The sequence below is a fragment of the Acinetobacter sp. YH12208 genome, assembly GCF_013418055.1.
Lineage (GTDB): Bacteria > Pseudomonadota > Gammaproteobacteria > Pseudomonadales > Moraxellaceae > Acinetobacter > Acinetobacter pseudolwoffii.
The window spans coordinates 1-15,050 of the sequence record NZ_VPCT01000024.1 but is presented as its reverse complement, the minus strand read 5'-3'; the positions used below and the strand labels follow the sequence as shown (position 1 = coordinate 15,050).

At 35.1% G+C, this 15,050-nt stretch carries 16 protein-coding genes; 5 read left to right on the top strand and 11 right to left on the bottom strand.

What is annotated here, in order from left to right:
* Positions 1 to 221: 221 nt before the first annotated feature.
* The 3 genes from mobQ to FTU95_RS14000 all read left to right on the top strand — a co-directional run bounded on the left by mobQ (position 222) and on the right by FTU95_RS14000 (position 3,712).
* On the top strand, positions 222 to 1,658 hold the full coding sequence (mobQ, locus tag FTU95_RS14010) for a MobQ family relaxase (protein WP_180078827.1): 1,437 nt from the start codon (positions 222 to 224) through the stop codon (positions 1,656 to 1,658).
* Between the two features lie 526 nt (positions 1,659 to 2,184).
* Positions 2,185 to 3,108, top strand: a complete 924-nt coding sequence (gene repM / locus FTU95_RS14005) for a replication initiation protein RepM (protein WP_004282204.1) — start codon at positions 2,185 to 2,187, stop codon at positions 3,106 to 3,108.
* Between the two features lie 67 nt (positions 3,109 to 3,175).
* Positions 3,176 to 3,712: a plasmid replication DNA-binding protein gene (locus FTU95_RS14000; protein WP_180078825.1), complete on the top strand. Its 537-nt coding sequence runs from the start codon at positions 3,176 to 3,178 to the stop codon at positions 3,710 to 3,712.
* 287 nt (positions 3,713 to 3,999) lie between these two features.
* Here FTU95_RS14000 and FTU95_RS13995 read toward each other — a convergent pair whose 3' ends face one another.
* The 7 genes from FTU95_RS13995 to FTU95_RS13965 form a co-directional block, all read right to left on the bottom strand.
* Positions 4,000 to 5,568 (bottom strand): ATP-binding cassette domain-containing protein, encoded by a 1,569-nt coding sequence (locus tag FTU95_RS13995; protein ID WP_159124549.1) that lies wholly within the window; start codon positions 5,566 to 5,568, stop codon positions 4,000 to 4,002.
* 654 nt (positions 5,569 to 6,222) lie between these two features.
* Entirely contained in the window at positions 6,223 to 6,417 is a 195-nt protein-coding gene (locus FTU95_RS13990) for a hypothetical protein (protein ID WP_005237343.1), read from the bottom strand.
* A gap of 25 nt (positions 6,418 to 6,442) precedes the next feature.
* On the bottom strand, positions 6,443 to 7,054 hold the full coding sequence (locus FTU95_RS13985) for a recombinase family protein (protein WP_076755244.1): 612 nt from the start codon (positions 7,052 to 7,054) through the stop codon (positions 6,443 to 6,445).
* A 181-nt stretch (positions 7,055 to 7,235) separates the two neighbouring features.
* A complete protein-coding gene (locus tag FTU95_RS13980; RefSeq protein WP_180078823.1) occupies positions 7,236 to 8,279 on the bottom strand; it encodes a fimbrial protein in 1,044 nt (347 codons plus the stop codon).
* Complete coding sequence (locus tag FTU95_RS13975) at positions 8,280 to 10,841, bottom strand: fimbria/pilus outer membrane usher protein (protein ID WP_180078821.1); 2,562 nt, start codon at positions 10,839 to 10,841, stop codon at positions 8,280 to 8,282.
* Positions 10,842 to 10,865: 24 nt separating this feature from the next.
* Positions 10,866 to 11,576 (bottom strand): molecular chaperone, encoded by a 711-nt coding sequence (locus FTU95_RS13970; protein ID WP_180078820.1) that lies wholly within the window; start codon positions 11,574 to 11,576, stop codon positions 10,866 to 10,868.
* 21 nt (positions 11,577 to 11,597) lie between these two features.
* On the bottom strand, positions 11,598 to 12,179 hold the full coding sequence (locus tag FTU95_RS13965; RefSeq protein ID WP_180078819.1) for a fimbrial protein: 582 nt from the start codon (positions 12,177 to 12,179) through the stop codon (positions 11,598 to 11,600).
* A 426-nt stretch (positions 12,180 to 12,605) separates the two neighbouring features.
* On the opposite strand from FTU95_RS13965, the gene FTU95_RS13960 reads away from it, so the two are divergent.
* Together FTU95_RS13960 and FTU95_RS13955 are read left to right on the top strand one after the other, a co-directional pair.
* A complete protein-coding gene (locus FTU95_RS13960) occupies positions 12,606 to 12,917 on the top strand; it encodes a BrnT family toxin (protein ID WP_096902542.1) in 312 nt (103 codons plus the stop codon).
* Positions 12,880 to 13,194 carry a BrnA antitoxin family protein gene (locus tag FTU95_RS13955; protein ID WP_096902543.1) on the top strand — a complete coding sequence of 105 codons (315 nt, stop codon included), beginning with the start codon at positions 12,880 to 12,882 and terminating at the stop codon, positions 13,192 to 13,194. The genes FTU95_RS13960 and FTU95_RS13955 overlap by 38 nt, the downstream gene beginning before the upstream one ends.
* Positions 13,195 to 13,217: 23 nt before the next feature.
* Here FTU95_RS13955 and FTU95_RS13950 read toward each other — a convergent pair whose 3' ends face one another.
* From FTU95_RS13950 to FTU95_RS13935, 4 genes are all read right to left on the bottom strand, one after another.
* Positions 13,218 to 13,469, bottom strand: a complete 252-nt coding sequence (locus tag FTU95_RS13950) for a hypothetical protein (protein WP_004969151.1) — start codon at positions 13,467 to 13,469, stop codon at positions 13,218 to 13,220.
* A gap of 155 nt (positions 13,470 to 13,624) precedes the next feature.
* The gene (locus FTU95_RS13945) at positions 13,625 to 14,248 is read right to left on the bottom strand and encodes a hypothetical protein (RefSeq protein WP_039253272.1); all 624 of its coding nucleotides are present in this window, start codon (positions 14,246 to 14,248) and stop codon (positions 13,625 to 13,627) included.
* A gap of 196 nt (positions 14,249 to 14,444) precedes the next feature.
* Complete coding sequence (locus FTU95_RS13940; protein ID WP_180078818.1) at positions 14,445 to 14,630, bottom strand: YqaE/Pmp3 family membrane protein; 186 nt, start codon at positions 14,628 to 14,630, stop codon at positions 14,445 to 14,447.
* 25 nt (positions 14,631 to 14,655) lie between these two features.
* The gene (locus FTU95_RS13935; RefSeq protein ID WP_153575743.1) at positions 14,656 to 14,946 is read right to left on the bottom strand and encodes a mobilization protein; all 291 of its coding nucleotides are present in this window, start codon (positions 14,944 to 14,946) and stop codon (positions 14,656 to 14,658) included.
* Between the last annotated feature and the right edge of the window lie 104 nt (positions 14,947 to 15,050).

Sequence of the window (15,050 nt, the reverse complement as noted above, 5' to 3'; positions counted from 1 at the left end):
AGTAACGCTCATTAATCCAATACCATCATCCTGGGAAACCATCCCTAACATAAGCGCACTTGAATATGCATTCAAGGTGCTATATGTATAGTAATGTTTTCCTCGAAGAGCGCACTTATGCAAACTTTGTTTGCAAGTACGATTGGGGTCTCCCCAATACCCCGACAACCGTATTCACGGTTGTATTTCACTACGTGAAAATTTAAAAGCGAAAAATAGACATGGCGATTTACCACTTTTCAGTCAAAACCGTAGCACGATCAGCAGGGCGTTCCGCCACTGCTGCGATTGCCTATCGGGCAGGTGAAAAGATCTATTGTGAACGTGAAGGCCGAGAACATGACTACAGCCGAAAAACTGGTGTGGAATACAAAGAAATTTATTTACCCGAAAGCGCACCACAGCATTTAAAAAATCGAGAAAAACTCTGGAACGAAGTTGAACAACGGGAAACCCGAAAAAACTCGACTGTGGCCCGGGAATTTGAAATTGCCTTTCCAAGTGAACTGAACCAGGAACAACGTCTGGCCATGCTTGAAGAATTATGTGCCAGCATCGTGGAAAGGCATCAGGTAGCAGTCGATGCCTGTATTCATGCACCGCATACCGGATCCGGCAGTGATGAGCGCAATTATCACGCCCATATCCTAATGAGCACACGTAAACTTACGCCAGAAGGTTTTACAGAGAAAACCCGGGAACTCGATCAGAAACACAGTGGAGAAATCGATCACTGGCGTGAACACTTTGCCGATATCTGCAATGTGCACCTGGATCTGGCCGGATCCACAGCCCGGGTCGACCACCGCAGCTACAAAGACCAGGAGAATGGCCTGGAAGCCACCCTGCACGAAGGACCGAAAGTCACCGAACTACGTAGAAGAGGCATCGAAACCGAAATCAGCCGAAGCAATGATGAAATCAAACAGAGAAATCAGGCTCAGTTGCAATACGACAAAAATATGGGCGTTCTAATTGCTGAAAATGAGATCAAACTCAATACACTGAAAACAGAACAGCAGATCCAAATCAAAAATAGCGCTAAAACGCCACCAATTGACGAAAAAGCCCTGTTTGAGGAAAAACAGAGGGAAACCCTTGGCAAAGTGCTAAAACGCGAAATCAGCGCAAAAGACGCGAATTTAGACCTGGATTTTATGCAGCGCAATCTCAAACAAGCCGAAATAAACCTGACCAAGCACCACAAACATCAAAACGAGTTCAATCAGCAGCTTGCCCAGGAGATCGTGAAAAGTGGACTCAAGCAAAGTCATGACAAATTGCAAAGCCTGGTCGATCAACACAACGAATTAACCCAGAACAAACCCTTACTGTTTGGAAAAAAAGCCTGGGAAGCCCAACGTGATGAGATCTACCAGGAACATAAAAAGCTGAAAGGTCAGCATGAACACCAGAAAAAACATGGTGTGAAGGATTTATTGGAGAATGAAAAGTTCAAAGAACATGCCTGGAAGCAGTACCAACAACAACATCCGGCCAAAGCCAAGCAATACCAGACTCTATACCCATCCTATCAAGTCATTAAAAAATGTGTGGATGAGATCAAAGCAGAACAACAAATGAAACTTAGACAAGAACAACAGCTCAAAGCAAAGCAACATGCGCCAAAAATGAAATCTCGTGGCATGAGTCGATAAACAGAGCGAGTGTCTACGAGCGAACTGAAAAAATTTGCTTATCCCTTTCCCTGATTACAAGCTCCCTATCCATCAATCACCTGCTTTACAGAGCATCCCGAATGGGTGCGAACTTTCCAAATTTGATTCCTAAACCGAGCGTAGCGAGAAAAAAAAGCTTATGAGCGAAGCGAATTCCGAGTTGCTTTTGCTTTTTCTAAAAGTCACGAAAACGTGAACCAAAAATTGCCCCGACGAATCGAGCGAAAGCGAGATTCAATAGAGTTTGAGCGAAGCGAAAACCAAGGGCAATTTTTCATGAAATATGCTTTTAATTATTTTTAAGCTTTTAAATGCTTTTAGATAGCCTGTAAACCTGAATTTATAAGGCTTTGAGAGATTATAAAACGAGGTTTACCTTGCATTAAAACGAGGTTTACCTTGCATTAAAACGAGGTTTACCTTGCATTAAAACGAGGTTTACCTTGCATTAAGCGAGTTGATAATATAACCTCGTCTTATTGACTTAAAAATATAAATTTTTCATATGAAAACCGAACTAATTGTCAAAGATAACGCTTTAATTAATGCTAGTTATAACCTTGATCTAGTAGAACAACGATTAATTCTTTTAGCTATCGTTGAAGCCAGGGAATCAGGTAAAGGGATAAATGCTAATGATCCATTAACAGTTCATGCTGAAAGTTATATCAATCAATTTGGTGTACATCGAAATACTGCTTATCAAGCCTTAAAAGATGCTTGCGATGACCTATTTGCAAGACAATTCAGTTATCAAAGTCTTAGTGAAAAAGGTAATGTCATTAATCACAAGTCAAGATGGGTAAGCGAGGTTGCTTATATTGATAATGAGGCTGTCGTTAGACTTATTTTTGCTCCAGCTATTGTGCCTTTAATAACTCGATTAGAAGAACAATTTACAAAGTATGAGATACAGCAAATAAGCAATTTAACGAGTGCTTATGCTGTTCGCTTATATGAAATATTGATTGCGTGGCGTAGTACCGGAAAAACGCCTCTTATAACTATCTACGATTTCAGACAAAAAATAGGTGTACTCGAGACTGAATACAAAAGGATGTACGATTTTAAGAAATATGTTTTAGACATTGCATTAAAGCAAGTAAATGAACATACCGATATTAATGTCAAAGTTGAACAACATAAAACCGGCAGATCCATTACGGGCTTTTCATTTAGCTTCAAACAGAAAAAGTCAGCAACAAATACAGCCAATGACATTAGTCAGGACAAAGAGCTAAAAATCAATTTGACTGATGCACAACGATATTTATTTGCTAGTAAATTATCAGAACTTCCTGAGATGGCTAAACTTTCACAAGGTAATGAAAGCTATGAACAGTTTGCTGCTCGGATTGTAACCATGCTGCAAGAGCCAAATAAATTAAAAGAATTTATGCCATTACTTCGAAAAGTCGGCTTTCAATGAATGATGTCAATTGACATAGTAAAGTTAACAATCAACTATTAACACTATTTGAAAACTGGTTTACATAATGAAAAAACTGTCAGTTTCAGAACTAGCGAAATTATATGGATATTCAAGACAAGCTGTATATGCCCATATAAAGAAAGGAAATTTATCAAAAGGATCGGATGGATTAATTGACTTTTCAGAAGCCTTGAGAGTTTTTGGGGAACCACAAAAAAGCAATTCTAGTGTCAACCAAAGTCAATCAACTAGTAGGCATAACTTAACAGAAGTTGACTTGCTAAAACGTCAAGTTGACATGCTGGAAAAACAATTAAATCAGGCAATACAGAGAGAAAATCAATCATTAGAACGTGAATCGTTTTATCAAGAACAGATTGAGGCCATGCAGCGCTTACTGGAAGCTCCAAAAGCCAATATGACTACGTTTACCGATCATGAATCTGAACAGGATATAGCAACAGATTCTTGGCCACAGACTGAATCGAACTATGACGGATTGACTACTCCAGAGAACAAACGCATCCCTGTTCCAGAACATATTGAGCCTACACCTAAAAAGAGGGGCTTCCTGAGTCGTTTTTTCCTTCCTTACGGTTAACCAGGACTCCACTTTTTTGATGAGCCAATTTCAGTGCAAGCACATGAAATAATGACTCCTCAAAAAACCGGATGATGTTTATTAAAACTGAATAAAATCGTGGAACATTGCTTATTTATTAAGCGTGGAACACTAAAAAAGATAAAAAAAGCCCGAACAGGGATGTTCGGGCTATAAACTAGAAACTACAGCGTTGAATTTTCAAGAGAATTATAACGCATTTCGTATAAGGCGTATTATGTTAATTTTAGTAGAACTAATAAATCTATATATTTGAAAATGTCATTTTACTCAATTAAATACTCTTCAGATATTTCACACTGTTCAACAAAAAAATGATCATGTGAAACTAAAATTACAGCGCCCTGATATTGGCTAATAGCCTGCGATAGAAGCTCTCTAGACTCAATATCTAAATGATTTTCTGGTTCATCAAGCAATAATAAATCAATACCATCAGGATAGTGACTCATTGCTAATAATGCGACTTTCAATTTTTCACCACCACTCAGTTCTGATAGTTTTAATAAAGCTTTTTCACGACGAATACGTAACTGACCTAACAAATTTCTCCACTCAACTTCAGTAAGATTGGAGTTATAAAGTGCAAGGTTTTCGATTACGGATAAATCATTATTTAATAAACTAAAGTTTTGATCTAAATACAAACATGTTCCACTAAAGAAAATATCATCACGTTGATGGGTAGAAATCAATTTCAATAAGGTTGATTTACCAATTCCATTAGCACCTTTAAGATGGATTTTTTCGCCAGCTTTCAATGCAAAATTAATTTTATTTGTTGCTGTATGGGGTAGCTTTAAATCATGAATTCTTAAAATCTCTCCTTGCTTCGTACTCTGTAAGTGGAATTCAAACTTCTGAGCTTTGATTTTTTCTACAATGGTCTGCCTATTAATCAGACTATTTTTCAAATCATCAGTTTGTCGAGTTTGTTGGGCACGTAGCTTACCTAAGCTTTGTCCAGCATTTTCCTTTTTGAAATCTAGAAAAATCTTTGCTTGAGAATTAGAATCACGAAGTTCATTGCCTTTAGATTGACGTTTATTCGCTTTCATTAAGCTATCATGTTGCCGTTGTTTTAACTGCTTTAATTCTTTTTTCTCATTATTAATAGACTGAGTTAATGCATCCATGTGTAGCTGATGCTGTTGAATGTAATGCTCATAATTACCTTTGTAGTGTTGTAAGCCTAATTCAGTTAAAGCATAAATATGTTGGACTTGATTGAGTAATTGGCGATCATGACTAATCAGGCATACACCACTAGGGTGTGCCAAAATACTCTCAATTAACCATTGTCTAGATGTTGAGTCTAAATGGTTGCTTGGTTCATCTAAAAGTAGATAGTGATCCTTTTTTAAAAACAAACGACATAAAGCCAGCTTTGTTTTTTGTCCTTCACTCAGTTTTTCTGTTGGAAAGTTCAAATCCGTAGGTAAGTCAGCATTTTCAAGTATATTTTGCCATTTTTGTGGTAAATCCCAGGTATTTTCAACTAACTCATAATCATCAAAACTAGCTGTATTGTTCTCTATACGCCGAAAAGCATGATGTAAATGATCTACCTCTAATGCTTGTGCAATATTTTCAGCATTAAGGCGTTCTAATTGTGCCAAATAATCATGTTGGATATTCCATGAAACTTGACCACTATAATGAATATCTAAAGCTTGGCTTTGATCTAATATTCTGAACAATAGGGATTTACCTAAACCATTACGTCCAATTAATGCAGAAACCTGTCCTGATAAAAGCGTAATGTTTAGCTGATCAAACATTTTCTGTGTAGAAAATTCTAAATTTAAGTTTGAAGCAATACATGCATGTTGCATAAAAAATTCCTCATGTAGAGGATATGCAAAATAGTGAAGATTAACTTATAAAAAACAATATATTATTTAGGATATAAAGTAGAGACCAAGAATATATAGCCACAAGTAGAATCTATTTTGCACATCAAAAGTTTAAAAATAATGATGAGAAAATGACTTACTTCATTGGCGTTACTCTTGGGAGGATGATTTGAATAAGGTTATTTTATAATGATAAGACAATCTGTCAAGCTTGTACTAAAGCTTCTAAAAGTTATTTAACATAATGGCTGTTATACGAAATTAGTAGTTTTTACGCGGAATTCCTAACGTATTCATCTTTTGTCTTATATCTTTATTTTTACCAATAGGTAAAATATATTCATAACCTACATCGAAAAGTAGGTAATTAAGAAAAAATTACAGCGTTTTATAAGCCTTATAGTAACGGGAGAGACTATAGGGCTTTTTATTTATCTTAATATTCATATATCTATCATGAAGCCATGATACTCTGCGATATAAAAAACCGGCTTGAGAATAGACCGGTCTTTTATGATATTTGCTAAAATACTCTTTTGAAATATAAAAAACTAAGCGTGTATAGCACTGGGTCTAGGTGTTTTTTGGGCTTAGTTATTAGCGTTATTTAAATAAGTATAAGTCAATTTTTACCTAAGGGATTTGCTTTTCAACTATTTCCAATTTCTTTAATGCTTGCCCTTTTTTATGATCATTATTAATCTTTACAACCAGAGCTAAAATAAAAACCATCACTATAAAAACAAGGAAAATCAAATGCTTTTTCATCATTAATTCCGTCTTTTGATCTTTAAGAATGCCTTGCTCCTTTGTAAATAGATATGACATAAGGGAAGCACTGATACAAGCCTTTTTAAATGACTTTAGCAACTCGATAAACAGTTGCAACTCCACAATTCACTGCTTTGGCAATTTCTTCCTTAGTCATATTGCCAGCTGCTAGCAATTCTTTTATTCGTTTGTGCTTAGCCTCATTGGCTTTCTTACCTGTTGGCTTGTAACCCGAACGTTCCAGGCCCTGCTTAATACGTTCTATACGTTTCTCATTGTCTAGGCGGGCCATTGTTGCCAGGAGATCAATCAACATATTGTTGATGAGTTCCAAGATTGAATGAGTAATGCTGTCACTGGTTTGAATCATTTGGTAGGTAGTAGGAAGATCTGCCACAATTAATCGAAGTCCTTTCTCCTGAATCCTGCGCTTCAGCTCTTGAAAATCCTGTTGGGTTAGGCGTGATAATCGGTCAATACTTTCAACCAACAAGGTGTCACCTTGATTTGCTTCTGACAGTAGCTTATTCAATTCAGGTCGGTCTAACTTCGTACCACTATAGTTTTCCACGTACACAATGGTTTCGCCCAAATTCAAGTTTTGGTTTAGATCCTGCAGAATCTGCAAAGCCCTTTCTGCATCTTGATCTTTAGTTGAAGCTCGTAGATAAATACGTGTATTCATTTTTATCATTTAATCTTAATTCTATTAGATTAATGATAATACTATCATTTAATTATTTCATTAAGTCTAATGATAGATATTGTATGCGATTTGGCTCGCTATCATTCAGCTATACTCTTTTGATAAAAAAAGCATGACTGAAAGCCATGCCTTGGGAGCCCACATAACCTGTTGTATGTTAATCTTAGATTTAATTATATATAAGCGTAATTGTTGCTTGAGCATATACACCAGTCGCTGGTACTGGAATAGCATTAGAATAATAACGTGCCTTAAATGATTTAGAAACCGTACCTCCTGTTCCAATAGTACCAAAGTTGAAAAAGCTACTCGAACTACCTATTACCTTAGGTGCAATTGGCAGTGGTGAACCGCTGCTATCCGTTATTTGTACCGAAACATTTGGAGAGTAATTAGTCCCAGTATTTTTTAATAACCCTAGAGTATTGCTTGCTGCATTATTATTATCAGTCAGAAGTGCAACTAGGCTTTTATTCGCATCAATTGCATTACAGCCACTGACATTCACAGTAAATGTCGTATCACCTAATGTTTGACCAATGGAAGTAAAATCTGTCGTGCGAACCGTTGGAAGAGTTACATTAATAGCTGCACCGCTATTCACTACGCAGGTTGTTTTAGTGATTTTAAAAGTAGAATTGGATAATCTAATGATTGTACTAGCTGATTGAGCAATTCCGCTAAGAGCAGTAAGCTGCCCAAGTCTTAGGTTATTTATGACAAATGTCGACTGCGCATTTCCAATACCAGAGACCAGTAGACGAACATTCTCTAGTCGAATCCCTCGGGTCGAACTTCTACCTTCAAAAATTGTATATGCTCTTGTTGCATCATTGACCCAATGTTCTTCAGCATTATCTTGGTTATCTTTTACACTAAACGCCATATAAACATTAAAAGTTGGTAGCGGTGTAATGAAACTTGCTGGAATTTGATAATAAGTATATTCACCTTTAGTGATCGTTGATGAGGTTAGCAGATCGGTATTTGGTGCCATTTTGAAGACACTTGAACCACTAAAAGAACACCCTGAAATAGGTTCCGGAGAAGACACCCGTACAGCTTGTGAGGAAAGTTGGTGATAACTATTATCACTCAGTGCACTTGCCATTGTGGCTGTAAAGTTCACAGGATTTATATCCGTTCCACATAAACTATATACTTTTGAACAATATAATAAAATGACAATGAGTCCCAAAAGCTGCTTAAACATTTAATGGCACTCCACATTAACAATACTCAGTTGAGTTACTTTACTACTTAAAACCAAGGAAAGATCCTCTAAAGGAATCAGACAACTCTGTTTTACTTGATCCCCCCAAATAACTTTTAATGGCTCGTTTAAATCACGGATATCATTACTAAGTAAAGATTGATTCGACTGTCCCATGATCCCAACCAATTTACCTGATTGAGTTTCAATACGACTTCCCATTGGAAATTGTATTTTTTCGATAGGATTATTTATTCTTAGTAAAATATTTGACTGCACATTTGCTTTAAATGTCACTAAAGTTGAACTATATAAACGCGGTATGACTTGAGTTTGGTTGCTATCTAAAGTAACTTCTGGTGGCAATTGGTCAGGATTAATCGCAATCGAATTCAGATTATAGGCAGATACATTGGGATAGATTGCATTGCCCCAACGATCTAACTTCACACCCCATGCATTTTCTACAGTCGCACCAGTACCATTCTCTACATGTATGATAGAGTAAGTATCTGCAACTGAATTAGTTGCGGTAATACCATAAGAGTGTGCAACAATCGCACCTTGAGCAGAAACTGAATATTGAGTATCGTTTCCATTACTATAGACAGTCGCTGCTAAATTTGTTTGCGGCAATAAATAGCCGATATTCGCATTATATGTAGTCGAGTTAGAGTCGCTAGATTGATACTGAGAAATACCTAATCCAAAATTAATATTATTATGCTCACCTGAAGTACCTGATAGATTTACACCAAAATTATCGTTTGTTTGATCTTGCACTGTATTGTGCTGATAGTTCGAATTTACAAATATATTCGATTTTTTATAATCTAATGGTAATGATAAACTCAAGTAAATACTTTCATCTGATTTAGTACTATTATTCACATAGTTGGTTTGACTTACCCCAATCGAATAATTCAGCAATTTCCATGCATTTCCATAGTTCAGATTAAACTGATATTGATTCGGTTTATCAGTCCAATATTGATTGGTTAAAAAACCAAAACTAAAAGAACCCAAACGTTCATTACTAAAGCTTTTATTCAAATTAATATTAAATTGATTTTTTAAATCAGCAGTTAATGTTAAATTTGTCTGTTCATCATCAATTAGTTCATCATAATTTAACAAGGCCAGTGCATTTGATACCGTCAAATAGTTTTGACTTTGTAAAATACCACCAATATTTACATTAAAATTATATGAATTCCAATTATAAATATAATCTAAAGACAAACGTTGTCCTTGATAATCATTGGAGAATATAGAAGCTTTACTCAGGTTTCCGATTAAGTTAAAGCCGCCAATGGCTGTATTTAAACCTGTACCTAAGAGCATGCTTTGATAGTTTTCTGTCAGATTTACACCACCTAACAAGGTCAAATAATTATTTAAACCATAATTATAACTACCCTGTAAAATGGTACTTTCGGTTATTTTATCAATAGTTTTATAGTTACCTAAAGCAAGACTATAATTATATTGTTCTGGTCTAAGCAGATTAAAACTATTTTGCATTGGGATAATAAAGATTTTCTTTTCACCCCCATTTTCAATTACTTCAAGAGTCAAGTTGCCAGATGAGGTTGAGGTTAAATCTGTAATTTTAAAAGGTCCCGCAGGGACAGTACGCTCATATATTTTTTGTCCATTTTGGAAAATACGAACTAGGGCATTGGTATAAGCCACATTTTCAATGACAGGCGAATAATAGCGCATTGACCAAGGCAGCATATTTAAGTCCGAGGCCAGTTGTACCCCGACAATAGGTAAGCTTTCTTGTTGTAAAGCATTGGTATTAAACTGACCAATACTGATCCGTGAATGAATAGGTAAAATATCACGATTTAAAACATTTTTATATGAACGATAGTTACCTAAACTAGAATGGCTATTTGACTGAAAATTACCTGCATGTCGGTAATACCAGCCATTAATATTTAACCCGCCAGTCAGACTTAAATATTGGTCATCACTCGTTTCAGTATGATTATAATTTGCACTATAACCAAAAAAACCAGAGTTAACTCCCTTATCGAATCGTGCAGGGTCGATATACCCTTGTGGTCTTTCTTTTACAAATTTTTGTGGAATAAATACTGCTAATGCTTGGGTTGAAATATCAAAATTATAAGATGCGTCTGGAGAGATTTCTTTGATAGTTAAACAATCTTTTTTCTGAATTTGTCTTAGATAATCATCTTGCAAATCTAACTTAGTGAGTAAAATAGGATCTACACACAGAACTGCGCTGTTTGAATCATCTAAATGCTTGAAAAGAAGATTTAATTCACCAAGTAAACGCTCATTCACTAAAACATCAGCGATATAGTTTCCCTCAGCAATATAATTTGCTGTACTGAATAAATCTAAATTTACATCTTTATTTTTACTACCAAATAAAGAGGCTGAACTAAAAGCCATAAATTGGGTTTGATTTTTTGCTGAGAGTTTTTCTAAATTTTGTGTAAAGGCTTCTTCACTAGAAGCTGCATACACTTTTGTAATTAATGCCATAAAAATACAAAAACAACCCCACTTATATTTATTATTCATCCACTTTATTCTCAGCAAAAAATTTTAATCAAATTTAGTTTCAAAATTCTGGTTACCACCAAGATCATTCACAATTTGATAAGAAAACTTTTCAGGAGAAAAATTTACAGTAAGTTCATCCACAACTTGCTGTGAAAAAGGTTTAAGCATAACAGCTTGACTATAATCCATATGCTCAGATTTAGATTGAAAATCCATTTGTGTAATCGTAATAAAATAAGGCGTTGGATTATTTAAATTAATTTCTTTAGTTAATTGATTATATTTAGCCTTAATCGAAGCGTACGCTGTATTTGCAGACATTTTAAGATTTGAAGGTCGGTAGAATAGCTTGATACGTGTTCGAACATTAAAAGTTAAAAGATTTTTCCCCACATATTGCGGATCATCAGGCGGGATATCTAACATATTGAACCAGAATAATGATTCGCGGTCTTGCGGTAAACTTGGAGAACCTGTTGGAATAATACGGATAATCTGACCTTTATTTGGTTCAACACGAGATAAAGGAGGTGTTAATACAAAAGGTATCTGATCTGCATTGGGAATTTGATCAATGTCTCCGTTATCAATCCAAGTCTGTACTAAAGCGGGTGTACTAAATCCATTGCGTAATTGCACACTGATACTTTTGGCATTGGAGGGAAAAATAATGCGCGTACCATCTATTGTGACACCAGCAAAAATTGATTGACTACAAAATATAGCCAGCGATAAAAGGCATGTACGCAACATTATTTATTCCAAATTAAAAACTTAGTTATATTCTAAAGTATAGTTAATACTAGTTTTAACAGTTTGAGAGGCTGGACTTGCCTTGTTTGAAATATATCGAGCTTTAAGTGCGTAAGCACCCGCAGTAGGAGCACTTAACTGTCTTGTTAATGAGAAATCAATTGGTGTTGTACCATCTACATTAAGAATTTGTACAAATACATCTTTAGTCGTTGGTGCAGAAGTATCTGTGTTAATTAACCATGATTTATTGGTTGAATCATAGTTAGTACCAGCCGTTCCGCTTAAAGTAATGTTTTTAATGGCACCAATGGTAAGGGCATCACAACTACCAGCTACGCCAGTCCCGTCTGTTACTGTGAGTGTAAACTCTTTCGTGCCTGTAGTTGAATTAGCAGCTGTAAATGCGGTATTACGGACAGTATCAAGCTGCACAGCAACATTGTTTGCTGTGCCAGTAGCACCAGCAGACCCTGTAAGTGTACAAGTACCATTAATTACTTTACCATTTATAGCAATAACACCATCTGCCGCGAATGCAGAATTTGTTATTCCTACCACGCTTAGAGCAGTAACTAATAACATTGAGTTCATTTTTTTCATTTTAAACACCTTTTGGCGTGAAAATATTTTGAACATCATCAAATTATTTTCATTATTAAAAATATGGATAATAGTTAAAAAACAAATCACATGAGATTTCTTTTTTTATCAATACTTAATAATTTTACCTCAAAAATGTAAATAAATGTTAACCTGATCACACATTCAATTCTATTGACAAATATAAATAAAATTTACCTCCATTTAACATAATGGTGGTTATACGCAATACACTTGTATATTAATATAAATATCAGACACTTAATAAAACCAGAAAAATCTAAAAATGAGCAAAAAGCCGATTTTGAAACAAGTCGGCTTTTTTATGTTCGATTCTGTAAGCTTTTGCCAATAAAAAATGGAAGAACTTTGCAAAAGTTACAATTTTGTATTAACATTTTTATATTAACAAAAAGCGATGCAACTATGGAAATTGAGTTTTCATGGGATGAGCATAAAGCAGAAATAAACCTTAAAAAGCATGGTATAGCTTTTGAAGATGCGACATTGGTTTTTTACGATGCTCATGCCTTATATAAACAGGATCGCTTTGAAAATGGTGAATATCGTTGGCAAGCGATAGGTATGGTACATGGGCAAGCTGTTTTATTGGTGGCCCACACAGTACAAGACCATAATGGGATGGATCATATCCGCATTATTTCGGCACGACAGGCAGAGAAAAAAGAGAGGAAACAGTATGAGCAAAACCGTTACGTACAAAGTAGATTTGAATAAACCTCCTGTTTTGTCTGAAGAACAAAAGGCAAGACTTGAAGCTCTGGCTAAACGCGCAGACAGTGAAATAGACTTTTCCGACATTCCTGAACTTGATGAAAGCTTTTGGAAAAATGCTGTCCAAAATCCGTTTTATAAGCCAACTAAACAAGTGACTACAGTACGCATTGATGCAGATGTCATGCAATGGCTAAAAGCACAAGGCAAAGGCTATCAGACACGTATGAATAAGATTTTACGTGATGCAATGCTGAATGATTTAAAAAATCACCCATAAAAACGGAGCTTAAGCTCCGTTTTTTACAAACTATTTTTAAGCTTATAGAATCTAAATTCGGGGTAAATTAAACCTATAATAAAAAGAATGGTAAATGCTATCCATAGAAACAAAGCCATAGCTCTAAGCTGTTCTTCATTCCATGAGCTTGATTCCATATCTAAGAAAAAGATACTCTTCCAGCCTTTAATATAATCAGCTCCACCCCATGAAATAATCCATTTGAACATTAAGCTAACTGCCAAATAAATAAGTACCCACACCCATGTAGACATAAATTACCTTATTATTTTTAATCACTTATTGGATAATTATAACTGATCTTAATAGTCTTATTTAACATAAAATCTCTTATGCGAAATACAAAAGCCCACTTTTACACGGGCTTTGTTTTAGAAGTATGAGCTTCTTAGATTGATCTAACAGAAGTTTAAGCAAATTCTTCCTTCATGATCTTATGTTTAAAGGTTTCTAGATTTGGAATAATTGAATAGTTTCCATATCTTTCTTGCCATCCTTTACCAGTTGCAGCTTTCCATTCTTCTTCAGTAAATAAAATTCTTTCTTTAAAGAAGAATACATTTTCAGGCAGTACTTCTAGTTTAAAAGAACTTATTTCAAATCCAAATTCAGCCTCTACATCATCCCAAGCCCATTCTGAAAAATCATTCTCTTCTCTTAGAATACGGTACGCTTGATTAATGCGCTTATCTAAGAGACCTGAATCTACCATTTTGTTTCTTAATTCCATTCTTTCTTTTTCGGTAAGATACTTACAATCTTTATAGTAGCCAACTAGATATAATTCATTATTCAAATTTCTAGAAAAGAAGAAAATATTATGTTTTTCATTGAATAAGGTAGATACATCAGCTTTTAAATAACCATAAACTTTTCCGTCAATTAATTCTGACTTATTAAAGTTCCAGGATTCATGACCTATTCCTGATTCAGCAATGTAATTATCTTTCCCTTGTTCAACATAATAGCCTGAAATATCAGGCATCTGATATTGGTTTTCATTCCATGAGATTTTTTGTAATAAGTTAGCCATTTATATGCGGTCCTAAGTATTGAATACTATAATAAATTTATTAAGAACAGTATCTTATATATTTTGACGAAGAGCAATTGTCAGACTTTGAGCACATTTTTTAATTTTTTTCACGCTAAAGTCTGACAATTGACATTAAATAATTTTTAAAAATCTAATGTAGAGTATTTCAAAAAATATTCTTCATTAAATCTATTTAACCTAAAGCCTTTTTAATCTTCTGATCAGTTTTATATTGCGATAAAGCATACACCGCCCAGATTGCAGCCGGAATCCAACCTAAAATCGTAATTTGAAGAAATAAGCAGACCATTCCTACGAATGGTCTGCCAATAGTAAAAAATAGGAACCAAGGGAAAAGTAAAGCAATCAGAAATCTCATAATACGTTCCTATTGATGCGTTATTTCAAATAAGTGAATTTTCATTAAGAGATAAATTAAACAGCTTACGATCTCTTTCATCCGTTAAATACTTATCCATTTGAGCAATCAATTTTGCCCGAGCCAGTTCATCATCCTCAGTAATTTTTAGCATACAAGAACCGATTAAAATCTTACGTCTGGTATCGTCCTTTCTTGCCTGTTCTTTCTCTTTGGCACGTTCTCTTGCCAGTGCTGCCTGTCTTTGAGCTTTTAACTGCTTTAGCTTTTCTTCCTGTGCTTTGATTTTGCTATCTAGTGTTTCAGTAACGCTCATTAATCCAATACCATCATCCTGGGAAACCATCCCTAACATAAGCGCACTTGAATATGCATTCAAGGTGCTATATGTATAGTAATGTTTTCCTCGAAGAGCGCACT